Genomic DNA, 24,154 nt, shown 5'->3' with positions numbered 1-24,154 from the left:
ATCGTGAAGCACTTTCTCACATCTTTTGCATTCGCTGAATGGCCGCTGCCGAACTTCCAGTTAAAGAACTCTCGCAAATCGCCCTCCCGGGTTTGGCGCGCGCTCTCGTTTCGGCCGGCAAACTGCCTGCAAAGATCGCAGAGGACATCTACCAGAAGTCCCTGAGCGGCCGTACCAGCTTCATTGCAGAGTTGACCGGCACGGGTGCAGTGTCCGCCGCAGACCTCGCGCACACGCTCTCCACTGCCTTCGGCGCCCCGCTGCTCGATCTCGATGCCATCGATCACCAGCGCCTCCCCAAGGATCTGCTCGACCCGAAGCTGTGCCACGCGTACCGCATCGTTGTCCTCAGCAAGCGCAACAACCGTCTCATTGTTGCCACAGCAGACCCCTCGGATCAGCAAGCGGCCGAGAAGATCAAGTTCGCATCCCAGATGGGTGTCGACTGGGTCATCGCGGAGTACGACAAGCTCTCGCGAATGATCGAAGCTGCCGCAGCGAGCGCGGCAGAGACCATCAACAGCATCGTCGGCTCCGAGTTCGAGTTCGACGATGTGAGCGCCGAAACCGCGGGCGAAGTCAGCGAACAGGCCATCGCCGAAGTCGAAGACGCGCCCGTCGTGCGCTTTCTTCACAAGATGCTGCTCGACGCAGTCAGCATGCGCGCCTCCGACATTCACTTCGAGCCCTACGAGCACCACTACCGCGTGCGCTTCCGGGTCGACGGCGAACTGCGCGAAATTGCCAGTCCGCCCACCGTCATCAAGGACAAGCTGGCGTCCCGCATCAAGGTCATCTCCCGGCTCGACATTTCCGAAAAACGCGTGCCGCAGGACGGCCGCATGAAGCTCAAGATCGGGCCGGACCGTGTGATCGACTTTCGCGTGAGCACGCTGCCCACGCTGTTCGGGGAAAAGATCGTTGTGCGGATCCTGGATCCGAGCAGTGCACGGCTGGGTATCGATGCGCTCGGCTACGACGCCGTCGAAAAAGAGCGCCTTCTTCATGCCATCGGTCGACCCTACGGCATGGTGCTCGTCACCGGGCCTACGGGCTCGGGCAAGACGGTGTCGCTCTACACCTGTTTGAATCTGTTGAATCAACCAGGCGTCAACATCGCGACGGCGGAAGATCCGTCCGAAATCAACCTGCCGGGCGTCAACCAGGTCAATGTCAACGAACGGGCCGGCCTCACTTTCGCCACCGCATTGCGCGCGTTCCTGCGCCAAGATCCGGACATCATCATGGTCGGCGAAATCCGCGACCTCGAAACCGCCGACATCTCGATCAAGGCCGCGCAAACGGGCCACCTGGTGCTCTCGACGCTGCACACCAACGATGCGCCCACCACGCTCACGCGGATGCGCAACATGGGCATCGCGCCGTTCAACATCGCGTCGAGCGTGATCCTGATTACCGCGCAGCGTCTCGCGCGACGGCTTTGCACGGTATGCCGTGTGCCAGTGGATATCCCGCGAGAAGCATTGCTCGATGCGGGATTCAAAGACGCGGAACTGGACGGCACGTGGAAACCTTACCGCCCGGTCGGGTGCTCCGCATGCAGCGGCGGCTACAAGGGCCGGGTCGGCATCTACCAGGTGATGCCGATCACTGAAGCCATCCAGGAAATCATCCTGCGCGATGGCAGCGCACTCGACATTGCGCAGCAATCCGAAGCCGAGGGCGTGCGTTCGTTGCGCCAGTCAGGCCTCGGGAAAGTCAAGCAAGGTCTCACTTCGCTCGAAGAAGTGGTGGCCTGCACCAATGAATAACGAACACTGAATACCGGAGATCGAATGGCAACAGTGGCATCCCCCCGCTCCTCCCGGATCACGCACAAGGAATTTGTCTTCGAGTGGGAAGGCAAGGACCGCAACGGCAAGCTCGTGCGCGGCGAACTTCGGGCCGCCGGCGAAAACCAGGTGCAAGCGGCCCTGCGACGCCAGGGCGTGCTCGCCAGCAAGATCAAGAAGCGCCGCATGCGCTCGGGCAAGGCCATCAAGCCGAAGGACATCGCGATCTTCACGCGCCAGCTCGCCACCATGATGAAGGCTGGCGTGCCGTTGATGCAGTCCTTCGACATCGTCGGCCGCGGCAATGCGAATGCGAGCGTTGCCAAGCTGCTCAACGACATCCGCAGCGACGTGGAGACCGGCACTTCGCTGTCGGCCGCCTTTCGCAAGTTTCCGAAGTACTTCGACAACCTGTACTGCAACCTGGTGGAAGCCGGCGAAGCGGCCGGTATTCTCGAAGAGTTGCTCGACCGTCTTGCCACCTACATGGAGAAGACCGAGGCGATCAAGTCGAAGATCAAGTCGGCGTTGATGTACCCGATCTCGGTGGTCGTGGTCGCGTTCGTGGTGATCGCGATCATCATGATCTTCGTCATTCCAGCCTTCAAGCAGGTGTTCAGCTCGTTCGGCGCAGATCTGCCTGCGCCGACGCTGATCGTCATTGGCATCAGCGAGTTCTTCGTGTCGTACTGGTGGCTGATCTTTGGCGGAATCGGCGGCGGAGTCTACTTCTTCATGCAAGCGTGGAAGCGCAACGAACGCGTGCAAAAGGTCATGGACCGTCTGCTGCTGCGTATTCCAATTTTCGGCACCTTGATCGAGAAATCCTGCGTAGCGCGATGGACACGAACGCTTGCCACCATGTTCGCCGCTGGCGTTCCGCTGGTCGAAGCACTCGACTCGGTCGGCGGCGCTTCGGGCAACACCGTCTACGGCGATGCCACCGCCAAGATCCAGCAGGAAGTCTCGACCGGCACCAGCCTCACCGCAGCCATGACCAACGTCAATCTCTTCCCCTCGATGGTGATCCAGATGACCGCCATCGGCGAAGAGTCCGGCTCCATCGACCACATGCTGGGCAAGGCGGCCGACTTCTACGAATCCGAAGTCGACGACATGGTCGCAGGCCTCTCCAGCCTGATGGAACCCATCATCATCGTGTTCCTCGGCACCATCATCGGCGGCATCGTGGTCTCGATGTACCTGCCCATCTTCAAGCTCGGCCAAGTCGTTTGATGCCGGTTTCGCAAGGGTTCGACGCCGTCCTGGCCGGCGTGCTGGGGCTATTGATCGGCAGTTTCCTGAATGTCGTGATCTACCGGATCCCGGTCATGATGTACCGCGACTGGCTCTCCGACGCCGTCGCCAACCTGATGACGTCGAAGGACGTGCCCTCGCTGTGGTCGCTGGTCTTCGGCCCCAAGGCCGTGCCGCCTGCCGGACTCGAGGCGGCGGCGGAAAAGGCAGCAGCGGCGATCGAGAACCTTGCGCCCTTCGACCTCACCCGCCCCGCGTCACGCTGCGGCGCCTGCGGCCACAAGATCCGCTGGTACCAGAACATCCCCGTCCTGAGCTACCTGTTCCTGCGCGGCCGCTGCGCGTCATGCAAGACCTCGATCAGCGCGCGCTATCCATTGGTCGAGCTGGTCACGGGCGCCCTCTTCGCCCTCTGCGGCTGGCGTTTCGGCCTCACGCCCGCCGGCGCGTTGTGGGCAGCGTTCGCCGCGCTGCTGATCTGCCAGTTCCTGATCGATTTCGACACCCAGTTCCTGCCCGATTCGCTGAACTACACACTCCTCTGGCTCGGCCTCATCGGCGCGGCCATGGGCTGGACCGGCGTGCCCCTGAGCTCGGCCGTGTGGGGCGCGGTGTTCGGCTACCTGAGCCTCTGGCTTGTGTACCATGCCTATCGCCTGGTCACGGGCAAGGAGGGCATGGGCTATGGAGACTTCAAACTGCTCGCGGCATTGGGCGTCTGGCTCGGCGCCGACTACCTCATCGCCATCATCCTCGTCTCTTCGCTGGTGGGTGCCGTGATCGGTCTCACCCTGCGTGTCGTCGGCAAGCTGGCGCACAAGGACATCCCCATCGCATTCGGCCCTTTCCTGGCCGGCGCGGGCCTCGTCTGCCTCGTGATCGGTCCCGAACTCGTGCGGCAATGGGTTCCCTTCGCCTTTCCGCTCGGCGCGCTGATCCGTTGAGAAACCGGCCATGGTTCGGCGCATAGGCCTTACGGGCGGCATCGGCAGCGGCAAGAGCACCGTTGCCGGGCTGCTGGTTGCCCAGGGCGCCGTGCTGGTCGACACCGATGCAATCGCACGCAGCATCGCGCAGGCAGGCGGCATCGCGATGCCGGCGCTCGAAGCCGCCTTTGGCCGCAGCGTCATTGCCCCGGACGGCGGCCTCGACAGGGCCGCCATGCGCCAGATCGTGTTTGCCGATGCGGGTGCCAAGCTACGGCTCGAATCCATCCTGCACCCGCTGATCGGCACGGAAACCCAGCGCCAGGCTGTGGCCGCAGGCGAAGACGCCGTCGTGGTGTTCGATGTGCCGCTTCTCGTCGAATCCGGACGCTGGCGCGCCATCGTGGACCGGGTGCTGGTGGTCGACGCCACCGAAGCCACGCAGCTCGAGCGCGTCGTCGCGCGCTCGGGCTGGACGCCCGAAGCCGTCGACGCGGTGATCGCCCAGCAGGCCCCGCGCCAGGCGCGCCGGGCCGCCGCCGATGCGGTCATTTTCAACGAGTCGTTGACGCTCGCGGAACTCGAAACCGAAGTGCAGGGTCTCTGGAAGCAGTGGGCTGCGGCCACCACGCGATAATCCGAGACCTGCCGCTGCCGCGGCTGCATAACGATTACGACAAAAAGGCGCTCGCCGCAGTGCCCTCCCCGAGATGCTTTTCAACTCGTATCCCTTCATTTTTGTCTTTTTCCCGCTGGTCCTGATCGGGTTCTTTCTGATCGGCAAGCGCAATGCCCGCGCCGCCGCCGGCTTTCTCGCACTGGCTTCGCTTTTCTTCTACGGCTGGTGGAGCGTCCAGGCCCTGCCGCTGCTGCTGGGCTCGATCTGCGTGAACTACTGGTTCGGCCTGCGCCTGTCGCCCGCGCCGGGCCGCGACGACCGCAAACGCAAGACGCTGCTGATCTGTGCATTGGTGGTCAACCTGGGCGTGCTGGCCGTCTTCAAGTACGCCAACTTCTTCCTGGAAAACGTCGATGCGGGGCTGGTCGCGGCGGGTCTCTCGCCGATCGATCTGGTGCACATCGTGCTGCCGATCGGCATCTCGTTCTACACCTTCACGCAGATCGCCTTCCTGGTCGACTGCTGGCAGGGCAAGGTGCACGAGCGCAGCTTCATCCACTACCTGCTGTTCGTGACCTACTTCCCGCACCTGATCGCGGGCCCCGTGCTGCATCACGCGCAGATGATGCCGCAGTTCGCGAGCCCCTCCACCTACCGGCTCGACCCGAACAAGGTGGCGATCGGCATCGCGATCTTCGTCTTCGGCCTGGCCAAGAAGCTCCTGATTGCCGACCCCCTGGGCCAGTACGCCGACATGATGTTCAACGGCGTGCACAAGGGCATCGAGCCCACGCTCTACACCGCGTGGTTCGGCGCGCTGGCCTACACGCTGCAGATCTATTTCGATTTCTCGGGCTACTCGGACATGGCGGTGGGCCTCTCGCTGTGCCTGGGCGTGCAGCTGCCGCTCAACTTCCGCTCGCCCTACAAGTCGACCAACATCATCGAGTTCTGGCGCCGCTGGCACATCTCGCTGTCGAACTTCCTTCGCGACTACCTCTACGTACCGCTGGGCGGCAACCGCAAGGGCCCGGCCCGGCGCTACCTGAACCTGTTCCTCACGATGCTGCTGGGCGGCCTCTGGCACGGCGCTGCCTGGACCTTCGTGATCTGGGGTGCCCTGCACGGCATCTTCCTGATGATCAACCACCTCTGGAACGCCAAGGTGCGGCGCAACGCCACGCCCGGCCGCATCGCCCGCTTGCTGGGCTGGCTCCTGACCTTCCTCTGCGTGGTGGTGGCCTGGATCGTCTTCCGCGCCGATGGCATGCACACGGCCATGGCGATCTACAAGGGCATGCTCGGCCTGCACGGCGCACCGCCGTCGGCGTTCAGCGAGCTGGGCCCGGTGCCGTTCCGCAAGCCCGAGTTCTTCCAGACCCTGCTGGTGGGCATCGTCATCTGCCTGGCGCTGCCGCCCACCATCACGCTGGAGCGCTGGATTCCGCATCCGAAGGCCGTCGCAGGTCGCCCGGTCATGGCCTGGCTCTCCACCGCGGTCCTGGCCATCGGCACCTTCGCGCTGTTCGCCTGGTGCGTCTCGAAGCTGGGCAACTACAGCCCGTTCCTCTACTTCCAATTCTGATTCGACATGACGATGCCCGCGAAAGTCTGGCTGCGGTTCTTCTTCATCGGCTACATCGTGCTGATGGGGCTGTGGATCGTTTCGCTGACCAGCCCCATTCCCTACGGCGACCTCACGCGGATCGGGCGCCTGTCCGAGCGCGAGTTCGGCTGGACCGCGCCCCCGCCCAAGGTCGACCCCGCATTGCTCAAGGGCACGCCGGTCGATCAGGCCGACATCATGGTCATCGGCGACAGCTTCTCCATGACCTTCCGCTGGCAGTCCAAGCTCGTCGCGGCCGGCTACCGCGTCTCCACCAGCTACTGGGGCCAGTACGAGAACGCGCTGTGCGGCGACTTCGACCAGTGGGTCCAGCGTTCGGGCTTCAAGGGCAAGCTGATCATCATCGAGAGCGTCGAGCGCCTCTTGGGCGACCGCACCAAGGACAGCGCGAAGTGCCAGAAGATGCGCATGCCCTACGACGCCATGCCGCACCCCCTGGTCAAGCCGGACGAGACCGTGCCCGACCCCTCGCCCAACTGGAACGTCCAGTTCATGACCGGCATCACCACGTACTACAACACGTGGAAAGCGAAAAAGTCTGCAACCGACACCTACTTCGACTGGAACACCTGGGTGCGCCCGGTGCCGGACGGCTGCAAGTACTTCTCGCACCATGCGTGCGACAAGATGCCTTTCTTCGCCGAAGACGAGGACAACGGCCCGCTGACCCTCGCGCACCTGGAGTGGATGAAGAATTTCACGCAGGCGCACACCGCCATCCCGATCATGTGGATGGTGATCCCCAACAAGACCACGGTGTACCTGAAGCCCGACTACTCGAAGGATTTCGAAACGGGCTTCCGCGAATCGAAGCTCACGGGCCCCGACCTCTACGCTTTTACACGCGAGAAACACACCCAGGTTCGCGACTTCTATTTCTCGAACGACACTCACATGTCGATGCACGGACAGCTCCTGCTCGGCGACCGCATGCTTGCGGCCGTGCGCCAGGTGCTGCCGACGCCCCCTTCCAAATCACCCTGAAGTTATGATCCCGCGACAGGAAACCGATAAAAACGCGTGATCCTTTACGAGTACCCCTTCAACGAGCGCATCCGCACCTACCTGAGGCTGGAACACCTGTTCCGTCGCCTCGGCGAACTGGTGCCCTCGGAATCCCCGCTCTCCCACCACTACGCCCTGATCACGATCTTCGAGATCATGGACGTGGCCGCGCGCGCCGATCTCAAGGCCGACGTGCTGCGCGACCTGGACAAGCACAAGAACGTCTTCAACAGCTACCGGGGCAATCCGGCCATTGCCGAAACGGTGCTGGACCAGGTGGTCGGCCAGCTCGAAGGCAACTTCGCAGCCCTGAACGGCGTGGCGGGCAAGGCCGGCCAGTCGCTGACGGAAAACGAGTGGCTCATGAGCATTCGCAGCCGCGCCGGCATTCCGGGCGGCACCTGCGAGTTCGACCTGCCCGCCTACTACGCCTGGCAGCACCGCACCCCGGCCAGCCGCCGCGCGGACCTGGAGCGCTGGTCGAACACGCTCTCGCCGCTGGCCTCTTCCATCTACCTCTTGCTCAAGCTGCTGCGCGACGCCGATGTGCCCTACAAGGTCATCGCCACGAACGGGCAGTTCCAGCAGAACCTGCCGCAGGGGCGCAGCTTCCAGTTGCTGCGGCTGCGCATCGATCCCCGGCTGGGGCTGGTCCCCGAAATCAGCGGCAACCGCCTCATGGTTTCGGTCCGGCTCATGCGGCACGAGGCCGACGACCGTTTGCACCAGAGCACGGAAGACGCGCCCTTCGAACTGACGCTCTGCGCATGACGAGCCGGGTGAACGACAAAGGCGAGCGGATCGTCCGTTGCCCCGCATGCGGCGGCGACAGCATCTACGCGCCCTCCAACCCCTATCGGCCCTTCTGCAGCGCGCGCTGCAAGGGAATCGATCTCGGCGCCTGGGCCAGCGAGGAGTTCCGGATGCCGGCCGAGGCGCCGCCCGACGACGATCCGTTCGGCGATCCCAAGCTCCAGTAGGCCGGCGGCGCCCGTCTAGCGGCCGCCGTCCCCGAGGAACACCTTGTCCAGATAGCCCGCGTGCTCCCGCACGTAGAAGGGCCGCAGGTGCTCGCGGTCCTTGTAGACCGGCGTGCCGTCGGGCATGGACCGCACGCATTCGCCCGATTTGCAGAGTTGCGCCAGCACGTCGATGGCCTCCGCGCCGCTCGATGCGGCAATGCGCTTCAACCGCTCGTCGAGCTGCGCCTGCTCGGGCGGCAAGGGGCCCGTGGTGGTGCTGGTCAGCGCTGTCATCCGGCCCATGCGGCTGCCCTCGATCAGGCGGCGCGGCTCGAACTCCACGCTGCGCGCGTTGTCCAGCAGCAGATAGACCTTCTTCTTGCTCTGGACCAGCGTCGTCAGCAGCTTTTCGAGCGCATCGAGCGAGCGCCCGAGCCCCGGGCCGCCGTTGTTGATCGGATAGGCCGATGCGCCGTCCTGGAAATAGAAGGCCAGCGGAAAATTTCCGATGAAGTAGCAGTTCCAGCAAGCGCCGACCACGACCGTGTCGATCTGCGGATCGAGCGCCAACTCGAGCATGCCGGTGCGCGCCTTGTCGCAGCCCTCATTGCCATCGGACAGCACACCGGGCACGGGCGGGCAGGCGCCATAGGTAGCAAAGTACGTCGTGGCCATCTGCCCGGGCGCGCTGCGTGCGAGCGCCAGCGCGCGCGGTGCGTACTGCTGCACATGGCTGTCGCCGATCAGCAGCACCTTGCGCGCGCCGCTGCCGGTGCGCTCGACCTTGTGCGCTCCCAGCTTCTCCTGCTTGAAGCCGCCGTAGTAGTTGTCGTCCACCGTGGCGTCGGTCACCTTGCGCAGCAGGTCGCTGCCGTTGCGCGGAGGCATGCCGCCCAGTGCCAGCACACCGACCAGCGCGACCGCCACGCCCGAACCGGCCAGAGCGCGCAGCATGCCGACGCTCGTGCGCGCCCGGGTGAAGCGCTCCAGAAAACGGTAGGTGGCCCACGCCAGCAAGACGCTCGCGGCCACCGCGCCCGCTCGCACCCACGCCGACGGATTGCCCTCCGCCACGATTCGCGCGTACACCAGCAGCGGCCAGTGCCACAGGTAGAGCGGATAGCTGATGAGGCCGATCCACACCATCACCCGGTTCGAGAGCAGGTACCTGTTCAGCACCCCGGCGGGGCCGGCCGCGATGCAGCTCACCGCCCCCAGCGTCGGCAGCAGCGCCCACCAGCCCGGGAAGGCCTTGTCGCTGCGCGTCATCACGAGCCCCAGCACGATCAGCCCCACGCCCAGCACCGACTGGACATGGCTGCGCCACGCGCTCGGCGCGACGGGCTTGAGCCGCATGCACGCCAGGATGCCGCCGACCATCAGCTCCCAGAAGCGCGACAGCGGCGAGTAGAACGCCGCCTCGCGGAATGGATGCACCGTCATCACGTTGACCAGGAACGACGCCACGGCGATCACCCACAGCAGCCGCACGACCGGCCAGCGTCGCCGCCACGCCACGCCCAGCAGCAGGGGCCAGAAAATATAGAACTGCTCCTCGATGCCGAGCGACCACAGGTGCAGCAGCGGCTTGGTTTCGGCCGCGGTGTCGAAGTAGCCCGACTCGCCCCAGAAGATGAAATTGGCCACGAAGGCGGCGCCGCCCGCTGCCTGCTTGCCGAGCTCGGCGAACTCCCGCGGAAGCAGCGCATACCAGCCGAAGGCCAGCGTCGCTGCCAGCACCAGCATCAGCGCAGGAAAGATCCGCCGGATGCGGCGTGCATAGAAGTCGCGGTAGCTGAAGTCGCTCGCCGCGTGGCTCTGCATGATGATCGTCGTGATCAGGAAGCCCGAGATCACGAAGAAGATGTCGACCCCGATGAAGCCGCCCGGCAGCGCATCGGGAAACGCGTGAAAGGCCAGCACCGACGCCACGGCGACGGCGCGCAGGCCGTCGATGTCGGGGCGGTACTTGGGATGCATCTTCGGGTTCAGGCCTCGGGCGATGTGCGGCCGTCGTGCCGGCCGGTCGCCCACATCAGGCCAGGGTCGAGACAGCCAGCGCCGCCGATGCGGGCAGGCCGCGCTCCTGCACCAGCCATTCGAGCACCGGCAGCGCGCCCGGCAGCACCGGCGCCACGTCCAGCGGCAGTTGCTGCCATGCCATCGCCTGGCCTTCGCGCATCTCGAACTCGCCGGTCCAGGCCGTCACCTTGCACCAGTGCAGGCGCACCAGCGCATGCGGATAGTCGTGCTCGGTGACCTTCCAGACCGAGGCGCCTTCGATGGTGATGCCGAGCTCTTCCTGCAGTTCGCGCCGCAGGGCCTCTTCGACCGTTTCGCCGGCTTCGATCTTGCCGCCCGGAAACTCCCAGTAGCCCGCATAGGCCTTGCCTTCGGGCCGGGTCGAGAGCAACAGGGCGTCGTCGGCCAGGCGGATCAGCACGCCGACCGCGACCTCGGTGTGCTTGCGCGCGCCGTTCTCTGCTGCGCTCACGCGTTGCTCCGCCCCGCGTAATCGCGGGCGAACTGGTAGGCCACGCGGCCGCTGCGGGAGCCGCGCTCCAGCGCCCAGACCAGCGCTTCGGGCCTTGCCGCCGCAATGGCGGCCGCATCGACGCCGAACGACGAGAGCCACTGGCCCACGATCGTGAGGTATTCGTTCTGGCTGAAGGGATAGAAGCTCACCCAGAGGCCAAAGCGCTCGGACAGCGAAATCTTCTCCTCGATCACCTCGCCCGGATGCACCTCGCCATCGTCGGTGTGGGTGTACGTGAGGTTTTCCTTCATGTACTCGGGGAGCAGGTGGCGCCGGTTGCTGGTCGCGTAGATCAGCACGTTGGGCGTCGACGCGGCGATCGACCCGTCCAGGATCGACTTGAGCGCCTTGTACCCCGGCTCGCCCTCGTCGAAGCTCAGGTCGTCGCTGAAGACGATGAACTTCTCCGGACGCTGCGACACCACCTCGACGATGTCGGGCAGGTCGACCAGCTCGGCCTTGTCCACTTCGATGAGGCGCAGGCCCTGCGGCGCATAGGCCTGCAGGCAGGCGCGGATCAGCGACGACTTGCCCGTGCCGCGCGCACCCGTCAGCAGCACGTTGTTGGCCGGCTTGCCTTCGACGAACTGGCGCGTGTTGCGCTCGATCTTTTCCTTCTGGACGTCGATTTCCTTGAGCGAATCGAGCGCCATCGTGGCCACGTGCTTCACCGGCTCCAGCACGCCGTGGCCGGAGTTGCGGCGGCGGTAGCGCCAGGCGATGGAGGCGTTCCAGTCCGCTGGCGCTGACAGCGGCTGCGGCAGGATCGATTCGATGCGGGTAATGAGCTGCTCGGCGCGCTCGATCAGCTTCTGGAACTGCTCGTTCATGACCGGTAGTCGGCGTTGATGGTCACGTATTCGTGGCTGAAGTCACAGGTCCACACCGTTTCGCTGGCATTGCCGCGGCCAAGGGCCACGCGCACCGTGATCTCGCTCTGCTTCATCACGCGCTGGCCGTCTTCCTCGCGGTACGCCGGGTTGCGACCGCCCTTGATCGCCACGTGCACGTCGTCCAGGAACAGGTCGATGCCGGTCTGGTCGAGGTCGGCAATGCCCGCATAGCCGACGGCGGCCAGGATGCGGCCCAGGTTCGGATCGCTGGCGTAGAACGCGGTCTTCACCAGCGGCGAATGGGCGATCGCGTAGGCCACCTGCTTGCACTCGGCGGCATCGCGCCCGCCTTCGACCTGGATGGTGATGAACTTCGTCGCGCCTTCGCCGTCGCGCACGATGGCCTGCGCCAGGAGGCGCGCCACGTCCTGCATGGCCGCCACGAGCGCCTGCCCGTCGGCCGAGTCCAGCGAGGTGATGGTCGCGTGCGCCGCCTTCTGCGTGGCGATGACGACGAACGAATCGTTGGTCGAGGTGTCGCCGTCGATGGTCACGCGGTTGAACGAGCCATCGGCCAGGCGTTTCGCGAGCGGCTGGATCAGCGACGGATCGATCTTCGCGTCGGTCGCCATGAAGCCCAGCATGGTCGCCATGTTCGGGCGGATCATGCCGGCGCCCTTGCTGATGCCGGTGATGGTGAGGGTGGCGCCGCCGATCTGGACCCGCTGGCTGAACGCCTTGGGGATCGTGTCGGTGGTCATGATGCCTTCGGCGGCACGTGCCCAATGATTTTCGGAAGCGTCGGCCAGTGCGGCGGGGAGGCCCGCTTCGATGCGGTCCACCGGCAGCGGCTCCATGATCACGCCCGTGGAGAACGGCAGGATCTGCTCGGGCGCGATGTCCAGCTTGCGCGCGAGCGCGATGCAGGTGGAGCGCGTGCGCATCAGCCCGTCTTCGCCGGTGCCCGCATTGGCGTTGCCGGTGTTGATCACCATCGCGCGGATGCCGTAGTTGGCGGCCAGGTGGTCGCGGCAGACCTGCACCGGCGCCGCGCAGAAGCGGTTCTGGGTGAACACGCCGCCGACCGCCGAGCCTTCGTCGATCAGCACGACGGTCAGGTCCTTGCGGTTGGCCTTTCGCACGCCCGCTTCGGCCACGCCGATGCGAACGCCGGACACCGCGAACAAGGCGGCGGGATCAGGGGCGGACAGGTTCACGGGCATGGGGTTCTCTCAATGAAAGGTTCGGGACGTCAGCTCAGCTTGCCGTGGCACTGCTTGTACTTCTTGCCGCTGCCGCAAGGGCATGGGTCGTTGCGGCCGACGCGGGCAAAGGCGGCAGCCTCGGCGCTCAGCGCACCCAGCCCGGCAGCGGCGATGCGGCGCTGGTTTTCCTCGTCGACACGCACTTCCACTTCGCCCGTTTCGGTCGGCGCGCTGTAGGTGATGTTGGCCACGTTCTCGCCGCGGCTTTCCATCGCTTCGGCGGCTTCCTCGAGCTGCTCGCCCGACTGCACGCGCACCGTCATGAGCTGGCGCGTGACTTCGTTCTTCACCGAGTCCAGCAACTGGCCGAAGAGCTCGAAGGCCTCGCGCTTGTATTCCTGCTTGGGCTGCTTTTGCGCATAGCCGCGCAGGTGGATGCCCTGGCGCAGGTAGTCGAGCGAAGCCAGGTGTTCGCGCCAGTGGGTGTCGATGCTCTGCAGCAGCACCATGCGCTCGAACTGGGTGAAGTTCTCCTGGCCGATCAGCGCCAGCTTGGCGTCGAAGGTCTCGTTGGCGGCCTTGACCACCTTCTCCAGCACGTCCTCGTCGGAGATCGCGTCGGACGCCTCGACCTCCTTCTTGAGCGGCATGTCCAGGCCCCACTCGGTGAAGAGCGTCTTCTCCAGGCCTTCCAGGTCCCACTGCTCCTCGACCGATTCGGTGGGCACGTACTGGCGCACCAGGTCCATGAAGCAGCCTTCGCGCAGCGCGGCGATCTGCGCCGTGAGGTCGCCCGCGTCCAGGATGTCGTTGCGCTGCTGGTAGATCACCTTGCGCTGGTCGTTCGAGACGTCGTCGTACTCGAGCAACTGCTTGCGAATATCGAAGTTGCGCGCCTCGACCTTGCGCTGCGCGCTCTCGATGCTGCGGGTGACGATGCCGGCCTCGATGGCCTCGCCGTCGGGCATCTTCAGGCGGTCCATGATCGCCTTGACGCGGTCGCCCGCGAAGATGCGCATCAGCGGATCGTCCAGGCTCAGGTAGAAGCGCGAGGAGCCCGGGTCGCCCTGGCGGCCCGAACGGCCGCGCAGCTGGTTGTCGATCCGGCGCGATTCGTGGCGTTCGGTGGCGATGATGCGCAGGCCGCCGAGCGACTTGACGAATTCATGGTCCTTGGTCCATTCCTCCCGCACATGCGCGATGTCGACCTGCTTGGTCGCTTCGTCGCGGCCTTCGTCGGTCTCGATCGCCTCGATCATCTTCTCGATGTTGCCGCCCAGCACGATGTCGGTGCCGCGGCCGGCCATGTTGGTCGCGATGGTGATCATCTTCGTGCGGCCGGCCTGCGCCACGATGTCGGCTTCGCGCGCGTGTTGCTTCGCGTTGAGCACCTGGTGCGGCAGGCCCGCCTGCGTGAGCAGGCCGTCGATGATTTCGGAGTTCTCGATGGACGAGGTGCCCACCAGCACCGGCTGGCCGCGCTCGTAGCACTCGCGGATATCCTGGATGGCGGCCTCGTACTTCTCGCGCGTCGTCTTGTAGACGCGGTCCAGCTGGTCTTCGCGCTTGCTGATGCGGTTGGGCGGGATGATGACCGTCTCGAGGCCGTAGATTTCCTGGAACTCGTAGGCCTCGGTGTCGGCCGTGCCGGTCATGCCGGCCAGCTTGCCGTACAGGCGGAAGTAGTTCTGGAAGGTGATCGAGGCCATCGTCTGGTTCTCGGCCTGGATCTCGACGCCTTCCTTGGCTTCCACGGCCTGGTGCAGGCCGTCGCTCCAGCGGCGGCCCGTCATGAGGCGGCCGGTGAACTCGTCCACGATGGTGACTTCGCCCTCTTGCACCACGTAATGCTGGTCGCGGTGGTAGAGATGGCGTGCGCGCAGCGCCGCCGTCAGGTGGTGCATCAGCGTGATGTTGGCCGGATCGTAGAGCGACGCGCCATCGGGCAGCAGCTTGAACTCGCCCAGGATGCGCTCGGCGTTCTCGTGGCCGTCTTCGGTCAGGAACACCTGGTGCGTCTTCTCGTCGACCGTGAAGTCGCCCGGCACCGTGACGCCCTCGCCCGTGCGGGGGTCGGCTTCGCCTTCCTGCTTGGTCAGGAGGGGCACCACCTTGTTGATGGCCAGATAAAGGTCGGTGTGGTCTTCGGCCTGGCCGCTGATGATCAGCGGGGTGCGGGCCTCGTCGATCAGAATCGAATCGACCTCGTCGACGATCGCGAAGTTCAGCACGCGCTGGACCCGGTCGCCCGGCTCGTACACCATGTTGTCGCGCAGGTAGTCGAAGCCGTATTCGTTGTTGGTGCCGTACGTGATGTCGCTGCCGTAGGCTTCCTGCTTTTCCTCGCGCGGCATCTGCGGCAGGTTGATGCCCACCGTGAGGCCCAGGAAGTTGTAGAGCCGGCCCATCCACTTGGCGTCGCGGCTGGCGAGGTAGTCGTTCACCGTGACCACGTGCACGCCCTTGCCGGACAGCGCATTCAGGTACACCGGCAGCGTGGCGGTCAGCGTCTTGCCTTCGCCGGTGCGCATTTCGGAGATCTTGCCGTTGTGCAGCGCCATGCCGCCCAGGAGCTGGACGTCGAAGTGGCGCATCTTCATGATGCGCTTGGAGCCTTCGCGCACCGTGGCGAAGGCCTCCGGCAGCAGGGCGTCGAGGGTCTCTCCCTTGGCCACCCGGTCCTTGAACTCCTGCGTCTTGGCGCGCAGCGCGTCGTCGCTGAGCTTCTCGAACTCGGGTTCGAGCGCATTGATGCGTTCCACCGTCTTGCGATACTGCTTGAGGAGCCGGTCGTTGCGACTGCCGAAGATCTGGGTCAGGAAGTTGGTTGCCATTGGGTGGAGATGGGCGGGCACCTGACACGACAGGCACTGCGACCGGATTCCCTAAGATATGGTGAAAGCAGTTGGGCGCGCTCGTTTCGAAATCAAGTTCGACGTTGAGCAGCCTTTTTTCCGGCGCGAACGCCGGCAAACCGGGCATTTTAGCTGTCTTGTTACGACCTACCGGATTACCCATGTATCGCCGCCTCGCCCCCGCCATCAGCCTGCACCAGGCTGCAGAAGGCTCGCCCACGCTGGGCGGCCTGATGGCACGCGCGCGCGACAGCGCCGAGCGCCTGAAAGCCGTGGAAGGGTTGATTCCGCCGGCCATGCGCGGCGCCGTGCAGGCCGGGCCCGCCGAGGGCGACGTGTGGTGCCTGCTGGTCAAGGGCAGCGCCGCGGCCGCCAAGCTGCGCCAGCTCGCGCCCATGCTCGTCACGCGGCTCAAGAACCGCGGCTGGGACGTGGCGACCATCCGCATCAAGGTGCACACGGGGCGCTGATCCGGCCTGCCGTCTCGTTCGATTGATTTTTTGTCTGGAAATAGATAATATTTCCAGATGACACCATCGACGTCGCCTGCCGACGCACTTCTCCTGCTGCTCGACAAGCACCAGGTCAGCGCCCTCCTCTCCCCCGACGACGTGCGCCAGGCCGTGCGCGAGGCCTTCGTTCTCCACAGCGACCGCGAGGGCCGCGTGTTCCCCGTCGTGCGGGAGCCCCTCTCCACGGGCGGCGTGTTCGGCATCAAGTCGGGCGACGTGCAGGCGCAGGGGCTGCTCGGCTTCAAGGCCGCCGGCTTCTGGCCCGCCAACCGGCAGCGCGGCGGCGAGCCGCACCAGGCGACGATCCTCTTGATCGACCCCGCCACGGGCCGGCCGCTGTGCGTGATCGACGGCAACGCGATCACGACCGTGCGCACCGGCGCAGCGGGCGGGCTCGGCCTGCAGCAGCTCGCACGGCCCGACAGCACGCGGCTTTGCATCTTCGGCACCGGCGTGCAGGCGCGCATCCAGCTCGACTTCGCGCTGCGCCTGCTGCCCTCGCTGCGCGAAGTTCTCTACATCGGCGCCGATGGCGGCCGCAACGCCGCGTTCGAAGACAACTTCGCGGCCCGCTGCAGCATCGCGCCCGCCACCGACCGCAACGCCGCGGTCGCGCAGAGCGACATCGTGATCACTGCCACGCCGGGTGGCGGCGCGCTGTTCGATCTGCAAGCCGTCCAACCCGGCACGCACCTGAACTGCGTCGGCGCCGACACGCGCGGCAAGCGCGAACTCCCCGAAGGCCTGCTGGCGCGCGCCCGCCTCTTCGTCGACGACCGCACGCAGGCCCAACAGATCGGCGAAACCCAATGGGCGCCCGATACCGCGAGCACCGAACTGGGCGACCTCTTGAGCGGCAAGACTTCATTCGAGCGCGCACCGGGCGACATCACCGTGTTCGACATGACCGGCCTCGCCCTCCAGGACCTGACCGTCGCTCGCCTGCTTCACGAACGCGCGGCCGCCACAGGCACAGGCACGCGCCTCGCCTGGCCCTGGTAGATCGACAGATCAGGCGGCAGCGCCGCCGAAGAGCTCGGTCATGAACTGCGTCGACTTCAAGCCGGTGCCCGTCAGCAGCACGACCGTGGTTTCGCTGGCCCGGATGTCGCCCCGTTGCGCCAGCACCTCGATGGCCGCAGCGGCCGTTGCGGATGTCGGCTCGGCATAGAGGCCCGTCGAAGCCAGCCTGCGCACCGCCGCGGCAATCTGCTCTTCGGTCAGCGCCACCGTCTTGCCGCTCGTCTCGCGCAGCGCCTGAAGAATCTCCTGCAGCCGCACAGGCCGCTTGATGGCCGTGCCTTCGGCGATCGTCGGCTTCACGATGCGGTCGACCGGCGTGTCCACGCCGGCCACGAAACTCGCATCGACCGGCGAACAATTCAGCGGCTGCGCCACGAAGATCCGCGGCAGCTTCGCGATCTGCCCCGCGGCCAGCAGCTCCTTGAAGCCGATCCAGCACCCCAGCACATTGCTGCCCGCGCCCGCCGGAATCACCACGTTGTCGGGCGCGACGAAGCCCAGGTCTTCCCACAATTCATAGGCCAGCGTCTTCGTGCCCTGCAGGAAGAACGGATGCCAGTTGTGGCTCGCGTAGAAGATCGATTCGGACTGGCGCACCGCCTCGTATTCGGACTCCTCGCGCGGCCCCGGCACCAGTTGCACCTCGGCGCCGAAGGCCCGGATCTGCGCCACCTTGGGCGCCGGCGTGTAGCTGGGCGCGAGCACCTTGACCCTGACGCCCGCCGCCGCGCCTGCCGCGGCGATGGCCGCGCCGCCGTTGCCCGAGCTGTCCTCCAGCACCGCGTCGATGCCCTGCTGGCGCAGGAACGACACCATCACGGCCGCGCCGCGGTCCTTGAAGCTGCAGGTCGGGTTGAACCATTCGAGCTTGAAGTGCGGCTCGAACGCGCCCCAGCGCTTCTGCACCAGCGGCGTACAGCCTTCGCCCAAACTCACCGGCTTGTCGATCGCCACGGGCAGCGCCGCGCGATAGCGCCACACCGAGCGCTCGCGCGCATCGATGTCGTCACGGGTGATGCCGGCCAGCGGCGTCACCATCATCGGATTGCCGTCGTCGGAGCGCCAGCGGCGTTCGGTGAGCTCGTGGTACCGGCCGGTGCGGGGATCGATATAGCGTGCGGGTTCCTGGCGTGTCATGCGCGGTTCTCCTGGAGGATCTTTCCGATATTGGATAATATATCCAAACATGTACTTTTTGTACAGTTTGGATTCTTCGTCCAGAACTGGATACATTTCCCGCCATGAAGAAGAAGTCCAACAAGCAGGTCCTGGAGATGCTGCGCAACATGGCCGAGGGCCTCGGCGAGACCTTCGCGCCCTTCTGCGAAGTCGTGGTGCACGACCTGAGCAATCCGAAGAACGCGATCTACGCGATCGAGAACAACCTGAGCGGGCGGCAGGTGGGGCAGTCGGTCACCGAACTGGGCCTCGCACGCATCCGCGACCCCGAATACCCGGCGGTGATCGCGAACTACGCCAACACCTTCGCCGACGGCCGCAAGGTCAAGAGCACCTCCATCGGCGTGAAGGACGACAGCGGCGAGTACGTGGCCGCGCTGTGCCTGAACGTCGACCTCACGCTGTTCCAGAGCTTCCAGGGCGCGATCTCGCAGTTCACGCGCATCGACGACCGCGAAGTGCACGAGCACCTGGACACGGGCGCCAACCATTCGGACCGCATCCATTCGCGCATCGACGAATTCGCCGCCTCGCGCGCGACCACCTCGCGGTCGCTCAAGCCCGCGGACCGCAAGCAACTCGTGCAGGAACTGAAGAAAGCCGGCTTTCTCGAAATACGCCGTGGCGCCGAGATTGCCGCAGCGCACATGGGCGTCTCGCGCGCCACCGTGTACAGCGACGCGAAGTAGCGGCGAGCCGGGGCTTACTGCGGCTGCAGGCCGACCTCGCGTGCGACCTTCTGCCAGCGCTCGGCCTCCGAGCGCAGGAACGCGCGCAGCTCACCGGGCGTCGAGCCCTTCATCTGCACGCCCAGCACCGCCATCCGCTCCTTCACCGAGGGATGCTCGAGCGCCGCGATGGCCTCGCGGCGCAGCTTCTCGATCACGTCCAGCGGCGTGGTGGCCGGCGCCACCATGGCCCACCACTGGTCGATCTCCATGCCCTTGAGGTTGTTCTCCGCGAGCGCGGGCACGTTCTGCAGGCCAGCGATGTTCACGCGCTGCGTGCTGGTGACCAGCAGCGGACGGATCCTGTTGCCGCCCGCCAGGCTGGAGCCGCTGGCCAGCGTCGCGAAGTGACCGGCCACCGTGCCGGCCGCCACGTCGGTCAGCGCCGGCGCGGAGCCCTTGTACGGCACCATGTTGAAACGGATGTTCGTGCGGCTCGCGAGCATCTCGGCGGCCAGATGGCTCACGGTGCCCGCGCCGCTGTGCGCGATGGCCGGTGGCGACGGCTTGGCCGCAGCCGTCTTCAGGAAGGTCTTGAAATCCTTGCTGTCCTCGTCCATGCCCGCGAAGAACACCAGCGGCGAGGTGCCGATCATGGTCACGGGCGTGAAGTCGCGCAGCAGGTCGTAGGGGAGCCTGGCCGTCACCGCCGGCGCAATCGCATGCGGCAGCTCGACGATGGCGATGGTGTAGCCATCGGGCGCGGCCTTGGCGGCCGCGTCGGTGCCGATCATCCCGGCCGCGCCGGGGCGGTTGTCCACGATCACCGGGCTGCCGATGGTCTGGCCCATGCGCTGCGCCATGGCGCGTGCGATGGCATCGGTGCTGCCGCCCGCGGCCCAGGGCACGACGAGCTTGATGGGCCGCTCGGGGTAGGCCGCCCACGCGGGTCGTGCTGCAGCGAGCAGGGCTGTAGAGCCGGCGGCCAGAAAGGCCCGGCGATGCATCGTCGGCATGGGGGTTCCTTGGGGTTTAGACGGCCGGGTCGGGCCAGCTCGGATCGCTCGACGCGTTGGCGGTGAGCATCAGCACGACATGCGCATCGGCAGCGACGGCATTCGTCTCGCGCAGCTGCCGCAACGCGGCCAGGCCGCCGGCCGCGCACAGCTCGGCGCTCACGCCGGCGGCCGTGAGGAGCCGCCGCGCCGCGCGCGCCTCGTCGTCGCCCACCACCACCGCGCCGCCGCCCGTGGCCGCCGCGGCTTGCCACTGCAGGTAGGTCACGGTGGCGCCCGCGGTCGAGAACTGCGCGGTGTGGCCGGGATAGCTGCCGTTGATCGCGCCGCCCGCGAACACGCGCGCCAGACGCGGGAACGGCTCCACCAGCCAGAGCCGCGGCAGGCGCGGAATGCGCCCCGCGGCCAGCAAGTCGCGAAAGCCCGCGTAGATGCCCCAGGCGAGATCGCCGCGCGCGGTGGGAATCACGATGTGGTCCGGCAGGCCCGCGTCGGCCACGCATTCGGGGGCGATGGTCTTGTAGCCCTCGATGGCCAGCGGCGCGCTGCCCAGCGCGGGCAGGCGGTAGTTCGTCAATGCGAAGTAGCCGGGGTACTGCGAACGCTCGCGCACGAACGCCCACCGGCCGGCGTTGTCGGCGAACTCATAGCGCCGCGCGCCCAATGCATCGAGCTGCCGCGCATAGGTGGCCGGCATGCCTTCATAGGTGGCCACCTCGCAGCGCAGGCCTGCCGCCCACGCGTAGTGCGCCGCCGACACCGCCGCATTGCCCGACGACGCGAGCACCAGCGTGTGGGCACCGAAGTCCAGCGCCTGCGCCACGCCCACCGCCGTCATCCGGTCCTTGTGGGAGCCGGTGGGGTTGCTCGATTCGTCCTTCAGGCCGAGCCGTGCGACGTCGAAATGCCGGGCCAGCTCCGGCAGCTCCTGCATCGGCGTGTGGCCCTCGCCGAGGGTGAAACCCGGCGCGTAAGGCATGGGGATCGCATCGGGCTTCTCGGTCAAGTCGGGCAGGTAGCTCGCGCGGAGGGCGACGTGAAAGCCGGCGCGCTTGCAGGCGGGGCAGCCGTCGTGCGTCAGCGTGACCGGGTAGAGCGCATCGCAGCGCAGGCACTGCAAACCCCGCAAGCGCGGATTGCGCACCGGCTTGAGCGTCCGGGCGAGGGCGGAGGCCGTGGCGTTCCCCGGAGGGTGGGCCGGGGGGTCCGCGGGCAAGGCGGCGAACTTGAAGTCCAGAACTGGCGAGGGCGTCACGGGGAGGGAGGTTGGAAGTTGTGCCCAAATCTTATGCATTCGGAAATAAAATTACGCACCTCCAGATACTCAATCGATAAATAAACTTATCGATGGCCATCGATGCGATTCGCCGAAATCGAGACGTTCCGGGCCCTGATGCGGGGCAGCTCCACCCGCAAGGCTGCAGCCTTGCTGCACGTGACGCAGCCCGCCATCAGCCAGTCGCTCAAGCGGCTCGAGGCGCAGGCCGGCATGCTGCTGTTCCAGCGCACGGGCGGGCGGCTGGTGCCCACGCCCGAGGCGCGCGCGCTGTGGATCGAGGTGGAGCGCGTGTTCATCGGCATGGACGCCATCGAGCACCGCGTGAAGAGCCTGCGCGACTTCGGCGTCACCCAGCTGGAGCTCAGCTGCTTTCCGGCCTACGGCCTGGGCTTCATGCCGCGCGCCCTCGCCCGCCTGAAGGCGCACCGCGGCGCGAGCCCCTGGCCGCAGGTGTCGCTGCAGGTGCTCAGTTCCAAGGACGTGCGCGACCGGGTGGCCATGGGCATCTCCGACTTCGGGCTCATGGCCGACGAACTCTCGCTCGAAGGCATCGACCACTCGACCTTCTCGCGCCTTCCCGGTGTGGTCGTCATGCCCGAGGGCCACGCGCTGGCGCGCTTCAAGACCGTCAAGCCGGAGCAGCTGGCGGAGGCGCCCTTTCTCGCGCTCAACCCCGAGGACCCCTCGCACCAGCGGCTGGAGGCCGCGCTCGCGCCGTACGGCGTGGCGCCGCGCGTGCTGGTGCAGACGCCCTATGCGGCCAGCGTGTGCGAGATGGCGCTGCGCGGCCTGGGCGTGGGCCTGGTCAATCCGATCACCGCGCTGGACTACGTGGAGCGCGGGCTGGTGGTGCGGCGGCTGTCGATCGATGTGCACTTCACCTGCATCCTGGCGCTGCCTGCGGGCAAGGTGCTCTCGGCGACGGCGCGCGACTTTCTCTCGCTCATGCGCCTGCAGCTGGCGGAAGACGAGAAGCGCATGCAGCGCCACCTGCGCTAGGCAGGCCGGCTCACTTCCAGGTGAATTCGTGATTCAGGCCGACCACGAAGCCGGTCACGCCGCGCCCGCCAGGCGGCCGGGTGCGCGAGGCGCTGATGTCCACGCTGATCAGCGGCGTGAGGCTGAAGCGGCCGCCGATGCGCGATGTCCAGGCGCCCGACGCGCGATTGCGCTCCGCGATCACGGACACGGCATCGTCGAGGGCCCATTCGGCGGCCAGGCCACCGCGCGGGGTGCGCAGGCCGGTGCCGAGCGCCCAGTCGGCGCCGAGGTTCGCGTGGATCTGCAGGTTGGCGGCCAGCCGCCAGGTCACCGGCACCACGAACTGCCCGCCCATGCGGCCGCCGCGCCGCAGGTCGGAGACAGTGCCCATCGACACGGCGGCGCTGAGCGGTGCGTCTGCGGCTTGTCCGAGGAAAGTCCACTTGAGCTGCGGACCGGCGGTGATCGAATGCACGCCCTGCACGGAGAGCCGGTCGACGTTCAGCCCCAGCTCGACGGGCCCCACCCGGCACGACGGCCCGATGTGAAACCCCGTGACCGGCTCGACGCCGGTGCGACCCCACCAGGTCTCGTACTGGCACTGGCCGGGATCGAGCGTGCCGGCATCGTCCACGTCGAAATGGCCAGCGGCACGCGCACCCGTGCTCGCCAGCGTGCACACCGTGCACAACGTGCAAGACGCCCCCAGCCGCCAGCCGTGACGCAGTCGTCGGATTGTTGTTCTCTGCCTGTTCTTCATCGCGCGCATCCCCGAGGCCCTTGGACCATTCTAGGGAGGCGGAAAGTCGGCGCGGTGACGCGCTGCAACAAGGCGCAGCAGGCGCAGAAAGCGCTCTCGGCCTCCTAGATCTCGAACTGGGGCTGCAGCTCGCGGATGCGCTTGATGGCCACGCCGGCCGCGGCCGTCCGCGTCTCCACGCCCAGCTTCACGTACACCCGCTCCAGGTGCTTCTTGGCCGTGGCCGGGCTGCTGCCCAGGATCTCGCCGATGTCCTTGTTGGTCTTGCCCTTGACCACCCAGTACAGCACCTGGGCCTCGCGCGCGGTGAGCTTCAGGCTCAGGCTCATCGCCTCGATCACGCCGGTGTCGGACACCTCGCGCATGATGATCATCCACTCGTCGCCGTCGTCGTCCTGCCCGGTCTGCTGGTGCAGGCGCAGCGTGAGGCTGTTCGCGCCCTGGGCGATGGAAAGCGCCGGCGGCTCGATGCCGCGCTGGCGCGCATCGGGCGTGTGGCGCAGCAGCCATTCGAGCACCGCGGGCGGCGTCTCGGGGGCGCGCGTCTCGCAATACCGGTGCAGCAGATCGCGCGCCAGCGCGGTCTGCCAGATCAGCCGGCCTTCGGGCAGCCGCACGGTGATGCTCGCGTAGCCGAAGGCATCGAGCGCGTTGCGCGCCTGGCCGGCCTGCCGTGCGTCCTGCCGGGCGCGGCGCGCGCCCTGCAGGTGCACGTTCATGCGCGCCAGCACTTCCTTGGGCTTGATGGGCTTGGTGACGTAGTCGACGCCGCCCGCCTCGAGCGCGGCCACGAGGTGCTCGGTTTCGGTCAGGCCCGTCATGAAAACGATGGGAATGTGCGCGGTGGCGGCATCGGCCTTGAGCCGGCGCGCGACCTCGAAGCCGTCGATGCCCGGCATCATCGCGTCCAGCAGCACGATGTCGGGCCGCGCCTGCGCGGCGCGCTGCAGCGCCTGCTCGCCGCTGGTGGCGATGAGCACGGTGTAGCCCGACTCGTCGAGCGCGTCGTGCAGCACCGCGAGGTTGTCGGGCACGTCGTCCACGATCAGCACGAGGTCGCTGTTGACGCCTTCGTCGCGCAGCGCCCGGGCGAGGGGGGACGGTTCCATGGGAAGGGG

22 protein-coding genes are annotated in these 24,154 nt (G+C 66.6%); 12 read left to right on the top strand and 10 right to left on the bottom strand.

Annotation, left to right across the window (positions count from 1 at the left end; genetic code table 11):
- The first annotated feature begins 38 nt into the window (after positions 1-38).
- The 8 genes from pilB (at position 39) to BM133_RS23095 (ending at position 8,207) form a co-directional block, all read left to right on the top strand.
- Positions 39-1,772, top strand: a complete 1,734-nt coding sequence (gene pilB, locus BM133_RS23130; protein ID WP_093438899.1) for a type IV-A pilus assembly ATPase PilB — start codon at positions 39-41, stop codon at positions 1,770-1,772.
- Between the two features lie 24 nt (positions 1,773-1,796).
- Positions 1,797-3,029, top strand: coding sequence for a type II secretion system F family protein (locus BM133_RS23125; protein ID WP_093438897.1), 1,233 nt, complete (start codon positions 1,797-1,799; stop codon positions 3,027-3,029).
- Positions 3,029-3,994 carry a prepilin peptidase gene (locus BM133_RS23120; RefSeq protein WP_093438894.1) on the top strand — a complete coding sequence of 322 codons (966 nt, stop codon included), beginning with the start codon at positions 3,029-3,031 and terminating at the stop codon, positions 3,992-3,994. The genes BM133_RS23125 and BM133_RS23120 overlap by 1 nt, the downstream gene beginning before the upstream one ends.
- Positions 3,995-4,004: 10 nt before the next feature.
- Entirely contained in the window at positions 4,005-4,613 is a 609-nt protein-coding gene (gene coaE, locus BM133_RS23115; RefSeq protein WP_093438892.1) for a dephospho-CoA kinase, read from the top strand.
- Between the two features lie 73 nt (positions 4,614-4,686).
- On the top strand, positions 4,687-6,180 hold the full coding sequence (locus BM133_RS23110) for an MBOAT family O-acyltransferase (protein WP_093438889.1): 1,494 nt from the start codon (positions 4,687-4,689) through the stop codon (positions 6,178-6,180).
- 12 nt (positions 6,181-6,192) lie between these two features.
- Positions 6,193-7,206 (top strand): alginate O-acetyltransferase AlgX-related protein, encoded by a 1,014-nt coding sequence (locus BM133_RS23105; protein ID WP_256219322.1) that lies wholly within the window; start codon positions 6,193-6,195, stop codon positions 7,204-7,206.
- A 36-nt stretch (positions 7,207-7,242) separates the two neighbouring features.
- Positions 7,243-7,998 carry a cell division protein ZapD gene (gene zapD, locus BM133_RS23100; RefSeq protein WP_093438884.1) on the top strand — a complete coding sequence of 252 codons (756 nt, stop codon included), beginning with the start codon at positions 7,243-7,245 and terminating at the stop codon, positions 7,996-7,998.
- Positions 7,995-8,207 carry a DNA gyrase inhibitor YacG gene (locus BM133_RS23095; protein WP_093438881.1) on the top strand — a complete coding sequence of 71 codons (213 nt, stop codon included), beginning with the start codon at positions 7,995-7,997 and terminating at the stop codon, positions 8,205-8,207. Before zapD ends, BM133_RS23095 begins: the two co-directional genes overlap by 4 nt.
- 15 nt (positions 8,208-8,222) lie before the next feature.
- Here BM133_RS23095 and BM133_RS23090 read toward each other — a convergent pair whose 3' ends face one another.
- Genes BM133_RS23090 through secA form a run of 5 tightly spaced genes read right to left on the bottom strand, consistent with a single transcriptional unit; the run spans position 8,223 to position 15,597 of the window.
- Positions 8,223-10,169: an acyltransferase family protein gene (locus BM133_RS23090; protein WP_093438879.1), complete on the bottom strand. Its 1,947-nt coding sequence runs from the start codon at positions 10,167-10,169 to the stop codon at positions 8,223-8,225.
- A gap of 55 nt (positions 10,170-10,224) precedes the next feature.
- Positions 10,225-10,683 carry a (deoxy)nucleoside triphosphate pyrophosphohydrolase gene (locus BM133_RS23085; protein ID WP_093438876.1) on the bottom strand — a complete coding sequence of 153 codons (459 nt, stop codon included), beginning with the start codon at positions 10,681-10,683 and terminating at the stop codon, positions 10,225-10,227.
- Positions 10,680-11,555 (bottom strand): ATP-binding protein, encoded by an 876-nt coding sequence (locus tag BM133_RS23080; RefSeq protein ID WP_093438874.1) that lies wholly within the window; start codon positions 11,553-11,555, stop codon positions 10,680-10,682. The genes BM133_RS23085 and BM133_RS23080 overlap by 4 nt, the downstream gene beginning before the upstream one ends.
- Positions 11,552-12,781: a bifunctional glutamate N-acetyltransferase/amino-acid acetyltransferase ArgJ gene (gene argJ, locus BM133_RS23075; protein WP_093438871.1), complete on the bottom strand. Its 1,230-nt coding sequence runs from the start codon at positions 12,779-12,781 to the stop codon at positions 11,552-11,554. Before argJ ends, BM133_RS23080 begins: the two co-directional genes overlap by 4 nt.
- 29 nt (positions 12,782-12,810) lie before the next feature.
- Positions 12,811-15,597: a preprotein translocase subunit SecA gene (gene secA / locus BM133_RS23070; protein ID WP_093438869.1), complete on the bottom strand. Its 2,787-nt coding sequence runs from the start codon at positions 15,595-15,597 to the stop codon at positions 12,811-12,813.
- Positions 15,598-15,779: 182 nt separating this feature from the next.
- On the opposite strand from secA, the gene BM133_RS23065 reads away from it, so the two are divergent.
- Both BM133_RS23065 and BM133_RS23060 read left to right on the top strand, forming a co-directional pair.
- Positions 15,780-16,088 (top strand): hypothetical protein, encoded by a 309-nt coding sequence (locus BM133_RS23065; protein ID WP_013543214.1) that lies wholly within the window; start codon positions 15,780-15,782, stop codon positions 16,086-16,088.
- A gap of 57 nt (positions 16,089-16,145) precedes the next feature.
- Positions 16,146-17,132 (top strand): ornithine cyclodeaminase family protein, encoded by a 987-nt coding sequence (locus BM133_RS23060; protein ID WP_093438866.1) that lies wholly within the window; start codon positions 16,146-16,148, stop codon positions 17,130-17,132.
- Positions 17,133-17,141: 9 nt separating this feature from the next.
- Here BM133_RS23060 and BM133_RS23055 read toward each other — a convergent pair whose 3' ends face one another.
- The gene (locus BM133_RS23055) at positions 17,142-18,290 is read right to left on the bottom strand and encodes a threonine synthase (RefSeq protein ID WP_093438864.1); all 1,149 of its coding nucleotides are present in this window, start codon (positions 18,288-18,290) and stop codon (positions 17,142-17,144) included.
- 104 nt (positions 18,291-18,394) lie between these two features.
- On the opposite strand from BM133_RS23055, the gene BM133_RS23050 reads away from it, so the two are divergent.
- The gene (locus BM133_RS23050) at positions 18,395-19,021 is read left to right on the top strand and encodes a helix-turn-helix transcriptional regulator (protein WP_093438861.1); all 627 of its coding nucleotides are present in this window, start codon (positions 18,395-18,397) and stop codon (positions 19,019-19,021) included.
- 14 nt (positions 19,022-19,035) lie between these two features.
- On the opposite strand, the gene BM133_RS23045 is transcribed toward BM133_RS23050, so the two are convergent.
- Positions 19,036-20,016 carry a Bug family tripartite tricarboxylate transporter substrate binding protein gene (locus BM133_RS23045; RefSeq protein WP_093438859.1) on the bottom strand — a complete coding sequence of 327 codons (981 nt, stop codon included), beginning with the start codon at positions 20,014-20,016 and terminating at the stop codon, positions 19,036-19,038.
- Between the two features lie 16 nt (positions 20,017-20,032).
- Positions 20,033-21,271 carry a pyridoxal-phosphate dependent enzyme gene (locus tag BM133_RS23040; protein WP_256219321.1) on the bottom strand — a complete coding sequence of 413 codons (1,239 nt, stop codon included), beginning with the start codon at positions 21,269-21,271 and terminating at the stop codon, positions 20,033-20,035.
- 102 nt (positions 21,272-21,373) lie between these two features.
- Here BM133_RS23040 and BM133_RS23035 point away from each other — a divergent pair, with 102 nt between their 5' ends.
- Positions 21,374-22,294: a LysR substrate-binding domain-containing protein gene (locus BM133_RS23035; protein ID WP_093438854.1), complete on the top strand. Its 921-nt coding sequence runs from the start codon at positions 21,374-21,376 to the stop codon at positions 22,292-22,294.
- A 10-nt stretch (positions 22,295-22,304) separates the two neighbouring features.
- On the opposite strand, the gene BM133_RS23030 is transcribed toward BM133_RS23035, so the two are convergent.
- Together BM133_RS23030 and BM133_RS23025 are read right to left on the bottom strand one after the other, a co-directional pair.
- Positions 22,305-22,958 (bottom strand): hypothetical protein, encoded by a 654-nt coding sequence (locus BM133_RS23030; protein WP_256219320.1) that lies wholly within the window; start codon positions 22,956-22,958, stop codon positions 22,305-22,307.
- 182 nt (positions 22,959-23,140) lie between these two features.
- On the bottom strand, positions 23,141-24,145 hold the full coding sequence (locus BM133_RS23025) for a response regulator transcription factor (RefSeq protein WP_093438851.1): 1,005 nt from the start codon (positions 24,143-24,145) through the stop codon (positions 23,141-23,143).
- Positions 24,146-24,154 lie beyond the last annotated feature (9 nt).

Source organism: Variovorax sp. 770b2 (genome assembly GCF_900115685.1).
Lineage (GTDB): Bacteria > Pseudomonadota > Gammaproteobacteria > Burkholderiales > Burkholderiaceae_C > Variovorax.
Note: the sequence above shows the minus strand (reverse complement) of the source record. Positions and strands in the feature narration are given on the sequence as shown.